At 53.8% G+C, this 18,702-nt stretch carries 20 protein-coding genes and 1 tRNA gene; 16 read left to right on the forward strand and 5 right to left on the reverse strand.

The window, feature by feature from the left end:
- Positions 1–4: 4 nt before the first annotated feature.
- The gene (locus tag BLR44_RS09015) at positions 5–574 is read left to right on the forward strand and encodes a carboxymuconolactone decarboxylase family protein (protein WP_089681371.1); all 570 of its coding nucleotides are present in this window, start codon (positions 5–7) and stop codon (positions 572–574) included.
- On the opposite strand, the gene BLR44_RS09020 is transcribed toward BLR44_RS09015, so the two are convergent.
- Positions 565–1,152 (reverse strand): DUF429 domain-containing protein, encoded by a 588-nt coding sequence (locus BLR44_RS09020; RefSeq protein WP_089681372.1) that lies wholly within the window; start codon positions 1,150–1,152, stop codon positions 565–567. The genes BLR44_RS09015 and BLR44_RS09020 overlap by 10 nt on opposite strands.
- A 42-nt stretch (positions 1,153–1,194) precedes the next feature.
- Between BLR44_RS09020 and BLR44_RS09025 the strand changes: the two genes are divergently transcribed.
- The 5 genes from BLR44_RS09025 to BLR44_RS09045 all read left to right on the forward strand — a co-directional run bounded on the left by BLR44_RS09025 (position 1,195) and on the right by BLR44_RS09045 (position 4,147).
- Positions 1,195–1,827 carry a hypothetical protein gene (locus BLR44_RS09025; RefSeq protein ID WP_089681373.1) on the forward strand — a complete coding sequence of 211 codons (633 nt, stop codon included), beginning with the start codon at positions 1,195–1,197 and terminating at the stop codon, positions 1,825–1,827.
- 87 nt (positions 1,828–1,914) lie between these two features.
- Positions 1,915–1,988, forward strand: a tRNA-Asn gene (locus BLR44_RS09030).
- Between the two features lie 369 nt (positions 1,989–2,357).
- Positions 2,358–2,630, forward strand: a complete 273-nt coding sequence (locus BLR44_RS09035; protein ID WP_089681374.1) for a hypothetical protein — start codon at positions 2,358–2,360, stop codon at positions 2,628–2,630.
- Positions 2,602–3,135: a DUF2335 domain-containing protein gene (locus BLR44_RS09040; protein WP_089681375.1), complete on the forward strand. Its 534-nt coding sequence runs from the start codon at positions 2,602–2,604 to the stop codon at positions 3,133–3,135. Before BLR44_RS09035 ends, BLR44_RS09040 begins: the two co-directional genes overlap by 29 nt.
- 571 nt (positions 3,136–3,706) lie before the next feature.
- Entirely contained in the window at positions 3,707–4,147 is a 441-nt protein-coding gene (locus tag BLR44_RS09045) for a hypothetical protein (RefSeq protein WP_143017201.1), read from the forward strand.
- A 65-nt stretch (positions 4,148–4,212) separates the two neighbouring features.
- On the opposite strand, the gene fumC is transcribed toward BLR44_RS09045, so the two are convergent.
- The 3 genes from fumC to BLR44_RS09060 form a co-directional block, all read right to left on the reverse strand.
- The gene (fumC, locus tag BLR44_RS09050; RefSeq protein WP_089681377.1) at positions 4,213–5,607 is read right to left on the reverse strand and encodes a class II fumarate hydratase; all 1,395 of its coding nucleotides are present in this window, start codon (positions 5,605–5,607) and stop codon (positions 4,213–4,215) included.
- 120 nt (positions 5,608–5,727) lie between these two features.
- A complete protein-coding gene (locus BLR44_RS09055; protein WP_089681378.1) occupies positions 5,728–8,088 on the reverse strand; it encodes a penicillin-binding protein 1A in 2,361 nt (786 codons plus the stop codon).
- A 2-nt stretch (positions 8,089–8,090) separates the two neighbouring features.
- Positions 8,091–10,802: a type IX secretion system periplasmic lipoprotein PorW/SprE gene (locus BLR44_RS09060; RefSeq protein WP_176955961.1), complete on the reverse strand. Its 2,712-nt coding sequence runs from the start codon at positions 10,800–10,802 to the stop codon at positions 8,091–8,093.
- Positions 10,803–10,961: 159 nt separating this feature from the next.
- Between BLR44_RS09060 and BLR44_RS09065 the strand changes: the two genes are divergently transcribed.
- From BLR44_RS09065 to atpG, 10 genes are all read left to right on the forward strand, one after another.
- Positions 10,962–11,837, forward strand: a complete 876-nt coding sequence (locus tag BLR44_RS09065) for a M23 family metallopeptidase (RefSeq protein ID WP_245706014.1) — start codon at positions 10,962–10,964, stop codon at positions 11,835–11,837.
- 37 nt (positions 11,838–11,874) lie between these two features.
- On the forward strand, positions 11,875–12,330 hold the full coding sequence (locus BLR44_RS09070) for a bactofilin family protein (RefSeq protein WP_245706015.1): 456 nt from the start codon (positions 11,875–11,877) through the stop codon (positions 12,328–12,330).
- Positions 12,331–12,337: 7 nt separating this feature from the next.
- A complete protein-coding gene (locus tag BLR44_RS29130; RefSeq protein WP_262482280.1) occupies positions 12,338–12,520 on the forward strand; it encodes an AtpZ/AtpI family protein in 183 nt (60 codons plus the stop codon).
- 69 nt (positions 12,521–12,589) lie between these two features.
- On the forward strand, positions 12,590–12,988 hold the full coding sequence (locus BLR44_RS09080; protein WP_143017202.1) for a hypothetical protein: 399 nt from the start codon (positions 12,590–12,592) through the stop codon (positions 12,986–12,988).
- On the forward strand, positions 12,988–14,022 hold the full coding sequence (gene atpB / locus BLR44_RS09085; RefSeq protein WP_089681383.1) for a F0F1 ATP synthase subunit A: 1,035 nt from the start codon (positions 12,988–12,990) through the stop codon (positions 14,020–14,022). Before BLR44_RS09080 ends, atpB begins: the two co-directional genes overlap by 1 nt.
- Positions 14,023–14,095: 73 nt before the next feature.
- Positions 14,096–14,332, forward strand: a complete 237-nt coding sequence (gene atpE / locus BLR44_RS09090) for an ATP synthase F0 subunit C (protein ID WP_245706017.1) — start codon at positions 14,096–14,098, stop codon at positions 14,330–14,332.
- An 86-nt stretch (positions 14,333–14,418) separates the two neighbouring features.
- On the forward strand, positions 14,419–14,913 hold the full coding sequence (locus tag BLR44_RS09095) for a F0F1 ATP synthase subunit B (protein ID WP_089681385.1): 495 nt from the start codon (positions 14,419–14,421) through the stop codon (positions 14,911–14,913).
- Position 14,914: 1 nt separating this feature from the next.
- Positions 14,915–15,478: an ATP synthase F1 subunit delta gene (gene atpH / locus BLR44_RS09100; RefSeq protein WP_089681386.1), complete on the forward strand. Its 564-nt coding sequence runs from the start codon at positions 14,915–14,917 to the stop codon at positions 15,476–15,478.
- A 58-nt stretch (positions 15,479–15,536) separates the two neighbouring features.
- The gene (gene atpA / locus BLR44_RS09105; protein ID WP_089681387.1) at positions 15,537–17,117 is read left to right on the forward strand and encodes a F0F1 ATP synthase subunit alpha; all 1,581 of its coding nucleotides are present in this window, start codon (positions 15,537–15,539) and stop codon (positions 17,115–17,117) included.
- Positions 17,117–18,007: an ATP synthase F1 subunit gamma gene (gene atpG, locus BLR44_RS09110; RefSeq protein WP_089681388.1), complete on the forward strand. Its 891-nt coding sequence runs from the start codon at positions 17,117–17,119 to the stop codon at positions 18,005–18,007. Before atpA ends, atpG begins: the two co-directional genes overlap by 1 nt.
- 58 nt (positions 18,008–18,065) lie before the next feature.
- On the opposite strand, the gene BLR44_RS09115 is transcribed toward atpG, so the two are convergent.
- On the reverse strand, positions 18,066–18,626 hold the full coding sequence (locus BLR44_RS09115; RefSeq protein WP_089681389.1) for an RNA polymerase sigma factor: 561 nt from the start codon (positions 18,624–18,626) through the stop codon (positions 18,066–18,068).
- Positions 18,627–18,702: the final 76 nt, after the last annotated feature.

Here is an 18,702-nt window from a genome sequence, read left to right on the forward strand (position 1 = left end):
GCTTATGTCGATTCGTCTCATTCCCGTAGAACAACCGTCCAGTCCCCTGATGAAACTGGTGTACTGGTTCTCGCGTCGCCAGGTGGGCAAAGTCATCTCACCCCTGAAAACCATCTACGCCCGACTGCCTTTCCGGTTCAGTTGGTGGATGGCCCAGATTCAGCCGTTGGAAGCCCGATTAGCGCTTCCCAAAGCCCTCAGAGTGCTGCTGCGCATCCACGTCGCGCAACTCAACACGTGTCGTTTTTGCATCGACATTGGTCAGGCCGAAGCCCTCAAGGCGTTTGTCAATCAGGAAAAATTCTTTCGGGTCCATGCGTTTGAGACTTCGCCCCAATTTACCGAAGCCGAAAGAGCCGCCCTGCGGTTTGCCACCGAGCTTACGCTGGAAAAACAGGTCAGTGACGCCACGTACCGGCTTTGCCAGCGCTACTTCTCAGAGCAACAGGTGATCGGCATTGGCTGGATGGTCGCCAGCGAGCACTTCTACAACCTGATGAACCTCGCGTTTCACGTCGAATCAGACGGGCTGTGCCAGCTTCCACACCCCGCCGCCCCGGTGCCTCAGGTGTAAATCAGTCCTTCTTCCGGCGTACCGTACACGTCATGCTCCTGCCGCAAAAAGCGCTCGCCGGCCAGCCAGGCAAGTAGCGCATCGACGTGGTGCCACGTGGGCAACTCGTCGGGATGAAACGCCACGCTTGTGTGGTTTGTCAGCGCTTCTACCACCGGTGGAAGCGTTTTTTTGTAGCCCAGCTCACCGAGCCCCAGCCGACGCGCCACGGCCGACGGATACGTTTCAAAGAAACGCACCGGGTCGGGTGCGGTGGCGGCCAGTTGCATGGCACGCGCCGTCAAGCCGCCTAGGAACAGAGGTGACATGGCCCGCAGGGCGCGATCGGCCGCCCGAAAAAAATAGTCGTGGTGTTGCGGCAGTTCCCGGTAAACCCCCGGCAGCGAAAGCGGTGCATCGATAAAAATCTGGTCGGGCATCAGGGCCTCGATCTGCTGGTGGAGCCACCGGTCGGCGTCTTGTCCGCGCTCCGATCGCCGGAACTGCAACCGTTGCGCGTGTGGATCGAGCCAGCACAGGACCGTGGTGCCGGCTCGTTTGTTGCCGAAATCCAACCCGGCGTGGAGGAAAGTTTTCATGCTTGGGGAACCAACCGACGGCCGAAGGGTTTAGGCAATCATATGGAGTTGACGCAAATCGAAGAAGAACTGTTTGGAAAGCTAGCCCCTTTTTTCGAACGCTACGGATTCGCCCAGGTGCGGGCCTTTAACCAGTTTCGTCGCCCTACCGACAATGGCTTTCAGAACATGATTCTGGCCTTCAGTCCCTGCAACGGCGAAACCTGGATCGAAGCGTTTATCGGCATCCGTCTCGACATGGTCGAGCAACTCGCTTATCCGTTTACCACGGGCATGCAGGGCTTCCGGCGCAACAGCAACACACTGGTTACGTCGTTCGGGCGTTTGCAGGGGCAGCCTTACAAGCGCTTTTGCATCAAAGGGGCCAAGTGCCTCTCGGAGACGCGCCGCTCCATCAGCGACTTTATGATCGAACAGGGTTTTGAGTTTCTGGACAAATACACCCAGTTGCACGAGATCGACCACTTGTGGAACGCCACCCCCCAGGAGCCCTGCCCCTACGCCTTCAACCAGGCCCATCGTTGCATCCGCGGACTGGTGGTCGCACGTCTGGCGAGCCAGTATCCGTTCGAGGATGTGCGCGAGGCGTACCGGAAGCAGATGGAACAACACGTGCACCTGCTGCCACGCTTCGACAAGCTGGCGACGTTTTTAGAAGCCTATTCGCCAAACTAAGCTAAAAATATTGCCCCGGAATGGTTGCACGGCATACGCAGAAGTCTTAGTTTTGTGTCGCTTTTTTCGGAAGGCATACTGACAAATTCCTCAGTAGCTCAGTTGGTCAGAGCACCTGACTGTTAATCAGGGGGTCGTTGGTTCAAGCCCAACCTGGGGAGCTTCATTGTTAAGCACTTACGCGGTTTTTCCGAGTAAGTGCTTTTTTATTTTGCAAACAAAATACATTATTTATGTAAAGGCCAATCTCACACAAACCGTGTGTAAGTAAACTTTTGTTTCAGTTTTATTTTATTTCCATTCTTCCCCGATATTGCATTACGGTATAAAAAAGCTTTTCACATTTGCGGGCAATATTATATTTTACATAGTATTGTATACACAAACTCCTTTCTTCGTTAATACGTTGTAGCAACAGTAGCAAAAATCGGATGTAAGAAAAGCATTATTTGTGACTCTACGAGATACGCTCAGATGATGCACTTATAAACTGATTGTAAGTATTAACCCGTCTAACCCCAACCCCTACCATGGATACTAAAACAAAGCTCTTCGTTTTCGGGCTTCCACTACCAAACTTTTGGACTGGTTTTGGTCGCGCATTTGACCTGGCTGGAAGCGCGCGGTTACGTTACACACAGGTGTCACAACTTTTGGACATCAAGGCTTTGAACAACGACCTAGACGTTGTCAATAACGATTTGGTTATTGCTGAAAGCAAATATGATTCTAAAGAGAAGTTGGCTTTAAGAAATCAGTTAACAATAGAATTTGATGGCAAAACAGCAGCAGAAACGTACTAAGCCATCGCACGTGCCTCAGGTTAGAATTAACCCGGACCAGCTTCCAGAGCCGGTTCGTAGCCAATTAGAAGGGGTCCCTGAAGAACAACAGGGACCCTTTTTGGTGCATTTGATGGCTACTTCTTATGAAGTCCAGCAAAAGTTTTTTTCCGGACCATTACCTTCTCCTGAAACCCTGGCTGAATACGAAGCCGCGTTCCCGGGTAGTGGAGAAAGAATAATACGAATGGCAGAAGCAAAGATTGAAATGGCTCAAAGCCAATCGGAGCATAGAAGAGATTTGGAAAAAACTGTGGTTAAAAGGAGTTTAAATCAAAGTAGCACTGGACAGTGGATGGCGTTTACTATAGGGATTATCACTATCGTAGGTAGCTTAGGACTTATCTATATGGGACATGATTGGGCTGGGGTTGGACTCATAGGTGGATTAGCAACTGTACTCGCACCCTTCCTACTCAACAAAGTAAATAAAGACGCAGAGAAAGGAACAGAAATAGATACTTGATGTGTGAAGTATTCGGTAGTGGGTCAAATACAGTTGGTGCTCCGTAGAATTGCAATGGTTTACTTTTCTGAAAAGGGCATCTTCTACTATCTTGGAAAGGCAATTCACTATTTGGATATAATAGCTGCAGAATGCAATGACCAACTCAGTTTAACCCAATACCCATAAGCCTTGGATAATAGAGCGGGATACTTTTTTAAAGACGAAGATCCCTTCACTCAATTGCCGTTTTAGATAGTTTATTAATCAATGGGCCCGGTCCCCCGCAGCGGCTTTTTTTACTGTTGCTCTTCTAGCACTTGCCCGTCTCCAAGCGAATCGTCGCTGTGTTCAACCGTATAATCTAAATCGTGTCGTGGCTTTGCCGGACATCGCCAAGTTCATTTCAGGGGTTACGCGCTATAACATTGACATGGATGCGCCAATAGCCGAGCACAAGCCCCTCACCACACCTCTTCTCTACAAAGATTTCTGCGTTGCGCAGCGCGGCGTATCATAAAAAGCTTTTTTGTGCGTTACTCCTGGGAATGAAGATGATGGCTGCCTTGCAGCGTCGTTTTACAAACGTATCATGAGAGCTTCCTTCTATTTGCGCGCCTGCGTTCTGGTTTTATTTTCTACGGTCCTCGCCTCCCGCGCCTTCGGTCAAACTTCGGAAATTGGAAAATGGGCGACGTCGAACGTGAGCGGCGACAGCATCGTGTATGAATTCACCGACGACGGCCGGTACATTTTCGAACTGGTCGGCATGCGGTCGATGGATTTGCCCGGAAGCTCGGCCGCGACCTTCACGTTTTATTATCGCCTCAATCCGGACACGTCGCCGATGGAGATCGATTTCTATGACGAGGAACATCACCTCATCTCGAAGGGCATCCTGGAAGTGACGCCAACCGACCGGTTGAAGATTTGCGTGAACAGCCTCAGCGACGAGCGCCCCACCGGCTTTGTGCAGAGCGCCACCCTGATTTGTGACCGCATCGCCGTGACGCATACGGCACACCGACCCTAACGCTTCTCTTTACGAAAAAAGCCCGGTCGGATGGCCGGGCTTTCGTGCAATGCGGTAGTCTGTTTTTAGTCGAGGCTGCCCACCATTTTTTCGGGCCGTACCCACTCGTCGAACTGTTCGGCGGTGACGTACCCCAGGGCGATGGCCGCTTCTTTCAGCGTAGAGCCTTCTTTGTGTGCCTTCTTCGCAATTTCGGCGGCTTTGTAGTACCCGATCTTCGTGTTGAGGGCGGTTACCAGCATCAGCGAATTTTCCAGGTGGCGTTTGATGAACGGTTTGTTCGGCTCAATGCCCGAAGCACAGTGCTCGTCGAACGAGGCACAGGCATCGCCCAGCAGACGCGCTGATACCAGCACGTTGTAGATCATCACGGGCTTGAAGACGTTCAGCTCGAAGTGGCCGTTCATCCCCCCTACCGAAACGGCGACGTCGTTGCCCATCACCTGCGCGCAGACCATCGTCATGGCTTCGACCTGGGTCGGGTTTACTTTGCCCGGCATGATGGAAGAGCCCGGTTCGTTTTCGGGAATCAGGATTTCGCCGATGCCGGAACGCGGACCGGACGCCAGCATCCGAATGTCGTTCGCGATTTTCATGAGCGAAACCGCCAGTTGCTTGAGCGCGCCGTGGGTTTCGACCAGGGCGTCGTGGGCGGCCAGTGACTCGAACTTGTTCTCGGCCGTACGGAAAGGCAGGCCGGTCAGTTCGGCAATCACTTCGGCCACGCGTTTGGCGTATCCTTTCGGCGTGTTGAGGCCCGTGCCTACGGCCGTACCGCCCAGCGCCAGTTCGGCCAGGTGATCGAGCGTGTTATGCAACGCCTTGAGGCCGTGGTCCAGTTGCGAGGCATACCCGGAAAACTCGTGCCCGAGCGTGAGGGGCGTCGCGTCCATGAAGTGCGTCCGCCCGATTTTGACCACGTCTTTGAAATCGGCGGCTTTCTTTTTCAGCGTATCGCGCAGTTGCTCCACCTTCGGAATGGTGATTTCAACCACCATTTTGTAGGCCGCGATGTGCATGGCGGTCGGGAACGTATCGTTCGAAGACTGCGACTTGTTGACGTCGTCGTTCGGGTTGAGGAACTTCTCCTGGTCGGTCAGTTGCCCGCCGCGCAGCACGTGCGCCCGGTTGGCTACCACTTCGTTGACGTTCATGTTGCTCTGCGTACCCGACCCGGTTTGCCACACAACCAGCGGAAACTGATCGTCGAGTTTGCCTTCCAGAATTTCGTCGCATACCTGCGCAATGGCAGTGGCTTTTTCTTCGGGCAGCACGCCCAACTCCTGGTTGGTGAGGGCGGCGGCCTTTTTCAGGTACGCAAACGCCTGGATGATTTCCAGCGGCATCTGCTGGCCTCCGATCTTGAAATTTTCGCGGGAGCGTTGGGTTTGGGCACCCCAGAATTTATCGGCAGGCACCTGCACCTCGCCCATGGTATCTTTTTCTATGCGATAATCCATACGGAATAATGTAGTGTGGTTGGGTCGCAAACTTAACGCAGCGTTCTGCAATCCCCCACTTTTTGCATTAAAAAAGCCACTGCGTATCTCAGTGGCTTCTGTATTATTTCGATTGAAATCTTAAAAATCTTCGCGCTGCGTCGGCTTCACGTAGGTATTCGGCGTCGGCTGCGGCGCCTCGGTTTCGGACGCCAGGTTGATAGAGTCGCCTTCCATCGGCGGGCACTTGAAGTCGAACTCGTATTCTTCCGGCACATCGAACGGTCCTTTTTTGACCGGCAACGATTTGTCGGCGTAGACCTTGTCCATGTACTTGGCCCAGATCGGCATCGCCAGCCGGGCACCTTGTCCGTATTCAAACGTCCGGAAGTGGATGCTGCGTTCTTCTCCCCCCACCCAGACGCTGGTAACCAGATCTTTCGTCACGCCAGTAAACCAACCGTCCGAGTAGTTGTCAGTCGTTCCGGTTTTTGCCGCTACTTGGTTGCCGTCGGTCATCACTTTGCTGCGGCTGTACAGCCCCAGCGCGGTGCCGTTCTTTTCCTGCGTGGCACCCATCAGCATGTACAACATGGTGTACGCCGTGCGCGGCGAAATGGCGTCAACGACCTTGGGATTGAAGGTTTTGAGTACGTTGCCGTTTTTATCTTCGATTCGCTGGATGGTGTAAGGTTCCGTCCAGGTTCCCTGATTGACGAACGTGCTGTACATCCCAACGGCTTCGTAAACGGATATTTCGCTGGTTCCCAGAGCAATGGAAGGCACCGGATCGAGCGGGCTGGTAATGCCCAGGCGACGTGCGTAATCAACTACGGTTTGCGGACCGAACTTGCGGACCAGGAAGGCACTGACCGAGTTCTTCGACTGAGCGAGCCCCTGCCGGATCGTCATCTTTTCGCCCGTAAAATCGCCGCCGCTGTTTTTGGGAATGTAGGTGGTATCGCCAACCTGAAAGGTGGTGGGCAGATCGTACACCGGATGGCAGGGCGTGTAGCCGTTGTCGATGGCGGCGGTGTAGACGGCCGCTTTGAACGTAGAGCCGGGCTGCCGGCGCCCTTGCCGTACGTGGTCGTACTTGAAGAACTGGTGATCGATGCCCCCTACCCACGCTTTCACTTCGCCGGTATGCGGGTCCATCGACATCAGACCGGAGTGCAGGAAGTGTTTGGTATACTTCAGCGAATCCATCGGACTCATGATCGTATCCAGCACGTGCCCCGGCGCAGTCCAGGAGAACACCTGCATGGGCCGCGGCTTTTTCATGTAGTAATCAATGGAGTCGGTATTATTGCCGTATTCCTTCTTCAGCTCACGGTACTGCGGCGTGCGCTTTTTCATAACGTCCAGAAAGCCCGGAATTTCCTGGTTCTTGTCGTTGACCCAGGGGTTGCGTCCTTTCCAGTGCTGAAAGAAAATCGCCTGCTGGTACTTCATGTGCTCTTCCATCGCCTCTTCCGCGTACTGTTGCATGCGCGAGTCGAGCGTGGTGTAAATGCGCAGACCGTCTTCGTAGAGGTCGTACCCGTTTTCTTTGGCCCAGTTGACCAGGTAGTTCTGGATATAAGAGCGATAGTAAGTGGCCGGGCCTTCGTTGTGCGTATCGATTTTGAAACGCAGTTTGATCGGTTTGGCCTTCAGCGTATCGTACGCCTCAGCCGCCAGCAGATCGTACTTCACCATTTGCGACATCACCGTATTCCGGCGACTCAGGCTCCGCTCCGGGTATTTCACCGGGCTGTACAGACTCGGGTTTTTCAACATTCCCACCAACACAGCGGCCTCTTCTACGCTCAACTGATCGGGCGTTTTGTTGAAGTAGGTCTGCGAAGCCACCAGGATTCCATCGGCGTTGTAGAGAAAGTCGAACTGGTTCAGGTACATCGTGAGGATCTCCTGCTTGGTGTAAGCGCGCTCCAGCTTCACGGCCGTGATCCATTCTTTGATCTTGATGATCAACATGCCCAGGCCGGGCACTTTCAACAGCGGCCCCGAGTAGCGCGGATCGTTCCGGGTACCAAACAGAATTTTAGCCAACTGCTGCGAGATGGTACTGCCCCCGCCTTCCAGATCGCTTTTGCCCAACGTGACAGCATATTTGCCAATCCCCCAGGCCACGCGCCCCAGTCCTTTGAAATCTACGCCCGAATGCTCGTCGAAGCGGATGTCTTCGGTGGCATACAGCGCTTTGACCAGGTTGGGCGAAAGCTCGTCGAATTTAACGGGTGTGCGGTTCTGCCGGAAGTATTTCCCCATTCGCACGCCATCGGCAAAGTAGATTTCTGAAGCGACCTCGCTGGTAGGGTTTTCCAGTTGGTCGGTGCCGGGCAACCCGCCGAACAACCCGAACAAGTCGACATTGATCGCCATGACGAACCCCACAAAAAGGCCAAGCCCGCCAAGAAAGGCCACCCATATGGTGCGGACCAACAACGGAAGCCAGTTCTTTTTCTGCTTAGGGGGTTGTTTTGCTTTGGTTGCCATAGTTAACGGTAGTGTTCACGGAAGAATGCGAGGTAGCCTTCCGTGCCTTTGGATTTATACCAACGCGGGAAGTTCTCATTGCTAATAACAAATATATCGTATTGGTTCCGCTCAAAAGCAGCGGTTGGCGATGCCTCGGTGTAATGTTTCTGTAGGTAAGCAACTGCCTGATCCTTAGACGGAAACTCTTTAACGATGACGGCAAACGTACTGTCGTCCAGCATCAACGGGCTGCTGCTTAGCGAAGCGGTCGAGAACTGGTCGTCGTTGAAACGTGCAAAGTTTTCCGTCAGTGTGCGCGACTGCCCCACGGGCAGATGAAACACCGCGACAAAGTAATGAGGGCGTTGCAAGTTTTCGGAATAAGTTACCGCGGGTTTGGCCGGTGCGGGCGGTGGGGTAGCTTTTGTTTCAACCGGCTCGCTGTCAGGCATTTTGATGCCCGACAAATCGGCAACGGCCTCTTCGGCCTCAGCATTCGCCTCCTCCAGTTCGGCCGGGTCGGCCTGTAATATTTCCGGGTCCAGATCGGCTTGTCCGGCCTGATTGATGTATCCGTCCAGCAGCTGCTGGGCATAATCGACCAGCGAACTGGTGGGATACGTATTAATGAATTGCTCCAACGCCTGCTGATACCCCGGTCCTTTCTCGGTACGGCCTAGAATCAGCGCTTCCAGCAGCGCCAGCCGGTCTTCAAACTCGCTTGTCGGGTACTCTACCTGAATGGCATCAATGCCGGCCTGAGCAGAATCGTAAAAGGCCTGTTCGTAAAGTTCGTACACCACCTTGTAGCGGGCCGCAATCGCTTCCATGCGCTGACGGCTTTCTTCCGCGTAGTTGGGGTTGTTCAATTTTTTGGCGTAGATGGAGTTGCCAAATTTCTCGGTCAGCGCTTCGCGGTATTTGGCCGCCATGGCTTCGTCGCCCAACTGCGAGTAGATCAGGTGCAGAAAATACAGCACTTCGGCGTAGTTCTCGTTTTCAGGAAACTCGTCAATCAGGCGTTCAAACGTGGTGGCGGCATTCTTGGGCTCGTCCAGCCGTTGGTCGTAGATGCGACCCAGTTCGTACAGCGCCGTTTGCAGGATGGTATCGGAGGCGGCCAGGGCTTCAGGCGTGGTGGGGATATTGGCCAGCAACTCGCTCCGCCGACTTTCCCGCACTTCTGCCGCATTGACCGAAGCCGTGGCACTCGCCGAATCGGCCGCGGGGGCCTGCGCACCGGCGACCGGCTCGCCCGTATCGAAGTCGGCGTCCGAATTTTTGTTCGACCGCCGCCAGTTGTCTTCCAGCGGACGGCTCCCCCACGTGCGCTGGAAAGCACTCTGCCCCTGGCTGAGGGCTCGCGTGTCGTAGAAGTACCACGAAGATCCTGCCCCGCCTCCGGTTTCGAAGCCCCCGTCGCCGCTCATGTCGAACACCGACGCGGCCCGGTTCTGCGCCCGGCGCTCTGCCCTAGCCAGGGCTTTGGCTTCGGCCTCCCGGCGGGCTTCTTCGGCATCCAGAATTTTGTCCAGCACGGCATAGAGTTCTATGGAATCCATCGCCGCCAGTTTCCGCAGGCTGTCCTGGTGCTGCATGGTGTAGTAGTGCCCGACAAACTCTTCCAGTACCTGCTGACGTTTGGAGATGGCCTCGTACTCTTCCAGTTCCTGGTTCATGAACATCAGGGTGCTGTCGTAATACACCTTTGCGCGCTCAAAGTTGCGCAGGCGGTCGTAGTACACCTTGCCTAATTCCAGGTAAGAGTAGGCTTTCTGGTTTGGATTGCCGCCCTCCTGTTGTACCGACTTCTGCAGGTAATCGACGGCTTTCTCCACGTTGTCCTGCTTCAGTTCGAAGCGGGCCATTTCGTAATAGATCCGGTCTTTGTACTCCTTGTTTTTCTGGTCGCGCAGCAGCTTCCGGAAATACTTCTGGATACGCCGCACGTCGCTGCCTTCCGACAGCTCCGTCACCTGCGACATATTCAGCTTGGTATAAAAGGACAGCTCGTAAGGGGGGCTGTTGCGCAACACTGCCTGATAGCGATCGTAGGCCGTGCTATCGCGCTGCCCGTTCTGGTAAATCTGCCCCAAAATAAAATTGAGCCGCGCCCGTCGGTCATGTTTCTGCACGTAAGGCAGCGCCGCTTCGATGTTGCGGGCCACTTGCGACCAGTTTTTGTCTACATAATAATAATGAGCCAGGGCCAGGTGGAAGTCGCGCAGGTTGTCGTGATTCAGTTCCTCCTTTTTCAGGTAATCGGCCACCGCAATCACGTTCCCGTATTCTTCCTGGTCCATGAAGGTATGCATCAGCCAGATCAGCGCCTGATGGCGCGCGGCATCGTCTTCGCCTTCGGTATTAACGTATTTGAACGTCTGAATGGCGTTCTCAAAATCGTATTGATAGTAACGCGCTTTGCCCAGCAGTACGTACGAATCGTCCACCCACCGGCTGTTCTTATGGCGCTGAATGGGAATGGAAGCTTTTTTAATAATCTCGTCCATATCCCCCTGCATCGCACTGGCGGTCGACTCGGTCACGTCGGGGTAAATGGGAAGCACACGGTTGTAATCGTCGACCATTTTGGAGCGCAATCCCTCTTCCGAGGTCTTCATTTTTTCGCGCGCTAAAAAGTAGCCGTTGTAATGTGCCAGAATATTATGGTAGGTTTTGCTGAGCGGATTCTTACGTTCGACCGAACAGGAAAAAAGGAAAACAGGCAGCATAACAAAGATTACACCGAACCATCTGCGCCCCGAATGCAACTGATTTTGATGTCTCAAAGTGGTGAATAACACGGAGTTATCTGAGGTAACATTGTCAATATAATTACCTTTCTTAATGATCATTGAATCTCTACTTTTGTACAAAAGGCTTCAATTACCTTGCAACAAAAAAAGACACTTTCTCAACGTTTAACGCAACCGTACCGTCTGGTCGTACGAAGTGAAGAAGATTTTGCGGTTCGAAAACAGTTTCGATTCAATTACGCAAAAGTAATCGTTTTCAGTGGGTTACTGGTGGCGATTTTGTTTGCGGCCAGCTTCTATGTAAGTAAAGCTTGGCTTCTCTATTGGTTCGAAAGTGGCGGCGAAGAGGCACGCATGCGCCGGCAAATGATTCAGCTTTCGCTGGCGACCGATTCGCTTGCCGAACAGGTTTCGCAACGCGACCAGTTTATTCTTAGTTTCCAGAAGGTGGTCAGCAGCGGCGACGAACTGGAGGCCGAAGCGCATCAGCTGGAAAAAGAAGAAGTAGACATCGAGCGGGAAAGCGTAGCCGAGAGCACGCTGGACGACCTGTCGGACATCGACACCAAGTGGCGGAAAGATTTTGAAAGCAAACACAGCTCGGACGTGATCATGTCGGAAGAAGCGTCGACCAGTCTGGAAAACGTATTTCTGTTTTCGCCCATCAACGGCATTGTCTCTTCCGACTACGATACTAAAATCGGGCACTACGGAGTGGATGTCGTGGCGAAGAAAAACGAGCCGGTGCACGGCGTGGCCGACGGAACGGTCATCATCGCTTCCTGGACGGAAGACACGGGCTACACGATTGCCATCCAACACGCCAACAACCTGATTTCTATCTACAAGCATAATTCTTCGCTCTCTAAAAAGGTGGGCGATTTTGTGAAAGCGGGCGAAGTGGTTTCCATCATCGGGAACACCGGGGAACTGACCACGGGACCGCACCTGCATTTTGAGTTGTGGTACGACGGCAAGCCCATCGATCCGAAGAATTATGTCAAGTTTTAATCCTCATCATTTTATCATCTAACACACTAGAATGGCCATGTTTAATAGCAGCTCCTCATCCAAAGAAACACGTCGGGACACTCCAGAAGTGGGTGTGCTGAGCAACCACATTCAGAAAGGCACCAGCATCCAGGGCGACATCGACACCACCGGCAACATCCGCATCGACGGGCGCGTTACGGGCAACGTCCGCTCGAAGGCACGCATCGTATTGGGAGAATCCGCTCACATCGAAGGCGACATCGAAGCACAAAATGCTGAAGTGCAGGGCTACATGAAAGGCAAACTGGAAGTAGCCGAGCTGCTGGTGCTGAAGCCTTCGGCGCGCATCGACGGCGACATCTACGCCAACAAAATGATGGTAGAATCTGGCGCCGTCTTCAACGGTCAGTGCCATATGGGCGTAAAAGGAAAAGAACAAGCCGATTCATCCCATGGAAAACAGCAACCCCAAGTTCAACCCCATAAAAACGGGCAAAAAGTCACAGTTTAATCCTTATATCAAATATTCGGGGCTGGCCTTTCAGATGATCGCCGTCATCGGGCTGGCCGTTTGGGGCGGAATGCGCTTGGATGCACATTTCGCCTTTGCTTTTCCGTGGTTTACCGTCGTCCTGTCGGTACTGGGGTTTGTGGGGGCCATCCTCGGGGTCATCCGCAGCCTACCCAAAGGCGAAGAATAGAAAGCCCTTTCTTCAGACGCCGGGCCCACAAAAACTGTGTACCTTTGCGGCTTACTAACTTGTTACACAGTGCCTCTTCTTTTAAAAGGAGTTCTGAGAGTTTTGTTGTTTGCGGGGCTGCTGGCCGCCGCCCTCTGGGCCGTCCAGGCGTTCTCCGATGCTCGCTGGCTGCACCCGATGGTCTGGTGGCTGCTGCTGATCAATACACTATTGGCCGTTGGCATCCAACTGCTGGTGGACTATGGGGTACATTACCGCCGCGGGAGCTTCCAAATTTTCTACTTAGGCGGATCGGTTATCCGATTGTTTATTAGCGCACTGGTCGCTTTTGCCTTCATTTATATGGGCACCCCCGCGTTGGAAACGTTTGTCCTGAATTTTTTTGCGATTTACCTGATTTTCGTCGGATTTGAAATTTATGCCGTATTGGGTAACTTGCGCTCCGATTCTCAGAGAGGCCTTAACTAATGGAAATAGTGCAACGAATCTTCCAAAGAAGCCAATTTTTCCCTTCTATTTTCTATTTATTCTCCCTTTTGTCATTCTCCTTACCGGCCTGGGCCGCTGAAGGCGAAGCTGAGGAATTCAGCCCGGGTGAGATGATCACGCACCACGTGACCGACGCGCACGAGTGGCACTTTGCCGACGGACTGACGTTGCCGCTACCCGTCATCCTCTACTCGGCCGACCAGGGACTGGAGGTTTTCTCTTCGTCCCGGTTCTATGACGAGCACCACGCTCAAGTGGAATACGCCGGTTACCGTTATGACCACGGCCACATTACACCGGTAGAAGAAGGACGCCACGTATACGACCTGTCGATTACCAAAAACGTCGCTTCGATGTTTTTGAGCGTAATCTTGCTGTTCGTCGTCTTCTTTTCGATCTCCGGCTACTACAAGCGCAATCCCAATCAGCCGCCCAGAGGATTGGCTGCCTTTTTCGAACCAATCATCATCTTCATTCGCGATGACATCGCCAAGCCGAACATCGGCCCGCGGTACGAGCGGTATCTGCCTTTTCTGCTGACGATCTTCTTCTTCATCTGGTTCAACAACCTGCTGGGTCTGTTGCCAGGTGGCGCCAACCTGACGGGCAACATCGCCGTTACGGCGGTCCTGGCGTTCTTTACGCTCCTCATCACGTTGTTCAGCGGCAACAAAAACTACTGGTCGCACATTGTAGCCCCTCCCGGCGTACCGGCCTGGCTGCTGCCGATCATGTGGCCGGTCGAGATCCTGGGGATCTTCACCAAGCCGTTCTCCTTGATGGTTCGTCTGTTCGCCAACATCACGGCCGGGCACATCATCATCCTGAGCCTGATGGCCCTGATCTTCATCTTCCAGAGCTTCGTCATCGGTCCGGTTAGCGTAGCCTTTGCTACGTTCATGAACTTCCTCGAACTGTTCGTGGCCATTTTGCAGGCCTACATCTTTACGATGCTGAGCGCCATGTATTTCGGCCAGGCCGTAGAGGAGCATCACGACGAAGCACACGCCTAAAACGAGTATTTTCTTAGTTTCTGTTTATATAATCTAAACAATCATGTTAGCAGCTATTCTTAAGCTTAGCCTTATGTTGCTCGACATCGGCACAGCCATCATGGGCGCCGGTATCGGAGCCGGACTTGTTGCGTTAGGCGCAGGTCTGGGCATCGGACGCATCGGTGGTTCTGCCATGGACGCTATTGCTCGTCAGCCTGAAGCAACCGGCCGTATCCAGACGGTGATGATTATCGCCGCGGCACTGATCGAGGGGGTAGCCCTCTTCGGTGTGGTCGTTTGTCTGCTGATTTCCTTCCGGGAAGCATAATGCATTTGCCTGCCGCCCGTCGCTAGGTCGGGGGGCAGGCATTTTATTTTACAGAAACTTGAAGCGTTTTATTACGATCTAGATACATGGAACTTATCACCCCCGGTATTGGCCTTCTTTTCTGGCAAACCGTCACCTTTCTGGTAGTATTGTTGTTGTTGGGCAAATTTGCGTGGCGTCCCATCGCCAGCGCGCTGAAAGAGCGTGAAGAGCACATCGAAGGCTCGTTGCAAGCTGCGCAGCAGGCAAAAGAAGAGATGGAAAAGCTGCACGCGTCGAACGAAGCCCTGTTGCAGGAAGCCCGCCGCGAGCGCGACAAAATGCTGAAAGAAGCGCGCGAAACTTCGGAACGCATCGTGGCCGAAGCGCACGACAAGGCACAGGCCGAAGGAAATGCCATGATTGCCAAAGCCAAGGCCACCATCGAAACTGAGAAGCGGGCGGCCGTCACCGAACTGAAAAATCAGGTCGCGCAACTGTCGCTCGAAATCGCCGAGAAACTGGTACGCCAGCAACTCGACAATCCCACTGCGCAGAAGACCCTGGTGCAGAAGTACATTCAAGATTCAGAATTGAACTAACATGGCGGCAGAAAACACGCGTGTTGCGTTCCGTTACGCCAAGTCGATTCTGGAACTGGCACAGGAGAAAGGCATGCTGGAGGCAATTCGTGAGGACATGGAATTGTTCGACAAGGCCATCCGCGAAAATCGCGCGTTAGCCAACCTCCTGCAGAGTCCTATCGTTAACAGCGATAAAAAGCTGAAAATCCTGCAAAGCATTTTCAAAGGGAAAGTCAACGATCTCACGCTTTCTGTTTTCGAAATCCTGACCCGCAAAAACCGGGAAAGTCAATTGCCGGGCATTGCTCGCTCGTTCCATCGGCAGTACAACCAACTGATGGGCATCGAGAACGTGACGGTGATTACCCCCATGCCGCTGACCGACGAACTACGGCAGCAATTTATGGCGATGGTGAAAAAACAGACCGGCAAAGAAGCGGAACTGCAGGAGAAGGTAGATCCGGAACTGATCGGCGGGTACATCCTGCAAATCGGCGACCGGCGCATCGACGACTCGGTGCGGAACCGCCTGCACCAACTCAAACGCAAATTCAGCGAGAACCCTTACGTAGCCAAATACTAAGGAATCGCTTGCATCATCATATCTATTAATTAACGATCACATCAGAAGATAAAATCTCATGGCAGATGTAAGACCCGATGAGGTATCGGCTATTCTGCGGCAGCAGTTAGCCGGAGCTCAAACCGAAGCAGAACTGGAGGAAGTCGGTACTGTCCTGCAGGTCGGCGACGGGGTAGCGCGGATCTACGGACTTTCCAAGGCGCAGGCCGGGGAGCTGATTGAATTCGAAAGTGGCCTGACCGGCCTGATCCTGAACCTGGAAGAAGACAACGTGGGCGCCGTACTGTTCGGAGATTCCGAGCAGGTGAAAGAAGGCGACACGGTGAAGCGCACCGGGCGCATTGCCTCTGTCGAGGTAGGCGAAGGCATGCTGGGCCGGGTGGTCGATACCCTCGGCAACCCGATCGACGGCAAAGGACCCATCACCGGAGATCGCTACGAAATGCCGATCGAACGGAAAGCGCCTGGGGTAATCTTCCGTCAGCCGGTAAACGAACCGTTGCAGACGGGAATCAAGGCCATCGATGCTATGATTCCGATCGGTCGTGGCCAGCGGGAACTGATCATCGGTGACCGCCAGACCGGTAAAACGGCGGTTGCCATCGATACCATCATCAACCAGCGCGAGTTTTACGAGCGCGGCGAGCCCGTTTTCTGTATCTACGTTGCCATCGGCCAAAAGGCCTCTACCGTGGCGCAGATTGTGTCATCGCTGGACAAAGGCGGCGCTCTTCCCTACACGGTGATCGTTTCCGCCTCGGCGGCCGATCCGGCTCCGATGCAGTTCTACGCGCCGTTTACTGGTGCCGCCATCGGGGAATTCTTCCGCGACACGGGCCGTCCGGCCCTGGTGATTTACGATGACCTGTCGAAACAGGCCGTTTCGTACCGTGAAGTGTCGCTGCTGTTGCGTCGTCCTCCGGGCCGCGAAGCCTATCCGGGTGACGTATTCTATCTGCACAGCCGTTTGCTGGAACGGGCCGCGAAACTCACGTCTTCTGACGAGCTAGCCAAAAACATGAACGACTTGCCTGAGTCGCTCCGCCCCGTCGTCAAAGGCGGTGGTTCGCTGACGGCCCTGCCGATCATCGAAACGCAGGCCGGTGACGTGTCGGCTTACATTCCGACCAACGTAATTTCGATTACCGATGGTCAGATCTTCCTGGAAACCAACCTGTTTAACTCGGGGGTTCGTCCGGCCATTAACGTGGGGATCTCGGTATCGCGCGTAGGCGGTAGCGCTCAGATCAAATCCATGAAAAAGGTAGCGGGTACCCTGAAGCTCGACCAGGCGCAATACCGTCAGCTGGAAGCGTTCGCCAAGTTCGGTTCCGACCTTGACGCTGCCACAAAGCTGGCGATCGACCGCGGCGTGCGGAACGTAGAAGTGTTGAAGCAGGCGCAGTACGACCCGATGCCCGTTGAAAAGCAGATTGCCATCATCTACGCTTCGACCAATGGTCTGATCGATAAAGTGCCGGTTGCCCGCGTGAAAGAGTTCGAAAACGAATTCCTGGATCAGCTTGATGCGCAGCACCGCGATACGCTCGATGCGTTGCGGGCCGGAAAATACAGTGACGAACTCACCGACGTTCTGAAAAAAGTTGCCAAAGAACTCGTACCTAAGTACGCTGTCTAATGCCTAGCTTAAAAGAAGTACGAAACCGGATTCAGTCGGTCAACTCGACGCAGCAGATCACCAAAGCCATGAAACTGGTGGCGGCGTCGAAGTTGCGGCGGGCGCAGGAGGCCATTACGCAGATGCGTCCTTATGCGCAGAAGCTGACGGCCTTGCTGAACAACCTTTCGGCGAATACTAATCCGGACGAGCTAGAAAATGTATACGCCGAACAGCGCCCCCCGCAACGGGTGCTGTTGATTCCGATCACGTCCGATCGCGGTTTGTGCGGGGCGTTCAACACAAACGTAGTCCGTACCACGCAGGCCCACATTGCGGCCCATTACCAGCAACATCAGCAGCAGGGTACGCTGCAACTGATGTGCATCGGACGCAAAGGGTACGACGCGTTCCGGAAGCGGGGCTACCAGGTAGTCGGCGAGTACGCAAATCTGTTTTCAGACTTCACGTTCGACAACGCCCGCCATGCCGCCGAAGAAGCGATGCGGATGTTCCGTGACGGTGAAGTGGACCGCGTAGAGATCGTCTACAACGAGTTCAAGAACGTAGCGACGCAGATCATGCGCGTGGAACAGATGTTGCCCATTATGCCGACGGAACCCGATCCCGAAGAAACGGCGAATGTCGATTACCTGTTCGAACCCTCGGTAGAATTCATTGTAGAGGAGTTGATTCCCAAATCGCTCAACATTCAGCTCTACAAAGCGCTGCTGGAATCAAATGCCGCCGAACACGGTGCGCGGATGACCGCGATGGACAGCGCCACTGAGAACGCCGGTGAACTGCTGAAAGAACTGCGGCTTACCTACAACCGGACACGTCAGGCAGCGATTACGAAGGAAATTCTCGAGATTGTGGGCGGTGCCGAAGCGCTGGCGCAGGGCGGTTGATCTACCTCGAACAAGCTTACGAAAAAGGCTTTCTGCATGCAGAAAGCCTTTTTGCATATTAACCCACTACCTTCAGGGGCGGTTGCAGGCGCTTGCGCAATACGGTTAAGGCCGAGTGGGCATAATTCCGCACCGACTGATAATTCAGCTCCAGTACCTCGGCCACCTCACGAAACGACAAATTGTTGTAATACCGCAGGTAGATCACCTCTTTCTGGCGGGGCGACAATCCCTCCAACGCCTTTTGTAGCTGGCTCTCCAGCAGATCGTACGTCTCCTGCGCAAACATCCGTTCCTCGTCCGACAGCATCAGATGAAACGCATGCTCGTACAAATGCGCATCCTGCCGATTGCGGCGCTGTTGTGCGGCCGCCACCCGGACGATGCGCCGCCGCAGCGATTTCAACAGGTAAAACAAAATGCTGGGGCAATCGCCGAGTCGCCGCCTTTTTTCCCACAGATCCGTGAACAACTCCTGAATGCAATCCTTCACCAGATTCTCGTCCGGCACAATTTTGACCCCATACTGAAACAACGCCCGGTAGTGCGTATGAAAAATGGTAGCAAACGCCTGATGATTCCCGTCCTTGAACTGACGCCAAAGTAGATGATCTTTCATGGGAGGAGTGGGTCGAAAGGTGGTGGAGGTAGCAGTGGAAAAACCTTCGGGCAAGAACCGCCGCACGTCATGGGAA

Origin of the sequence: Catalinimonas alkaloidigena, assembly GCF_900100765.1 — a bacterium.
In the GTDB taxonomy this organism is placed as follows: domain Bacteria; phylum Bacteroidota; class Bacteroidia; order Cytophagales; family Flexibacteraceae; genus Mooreia; species Mooreia alkaloidigena.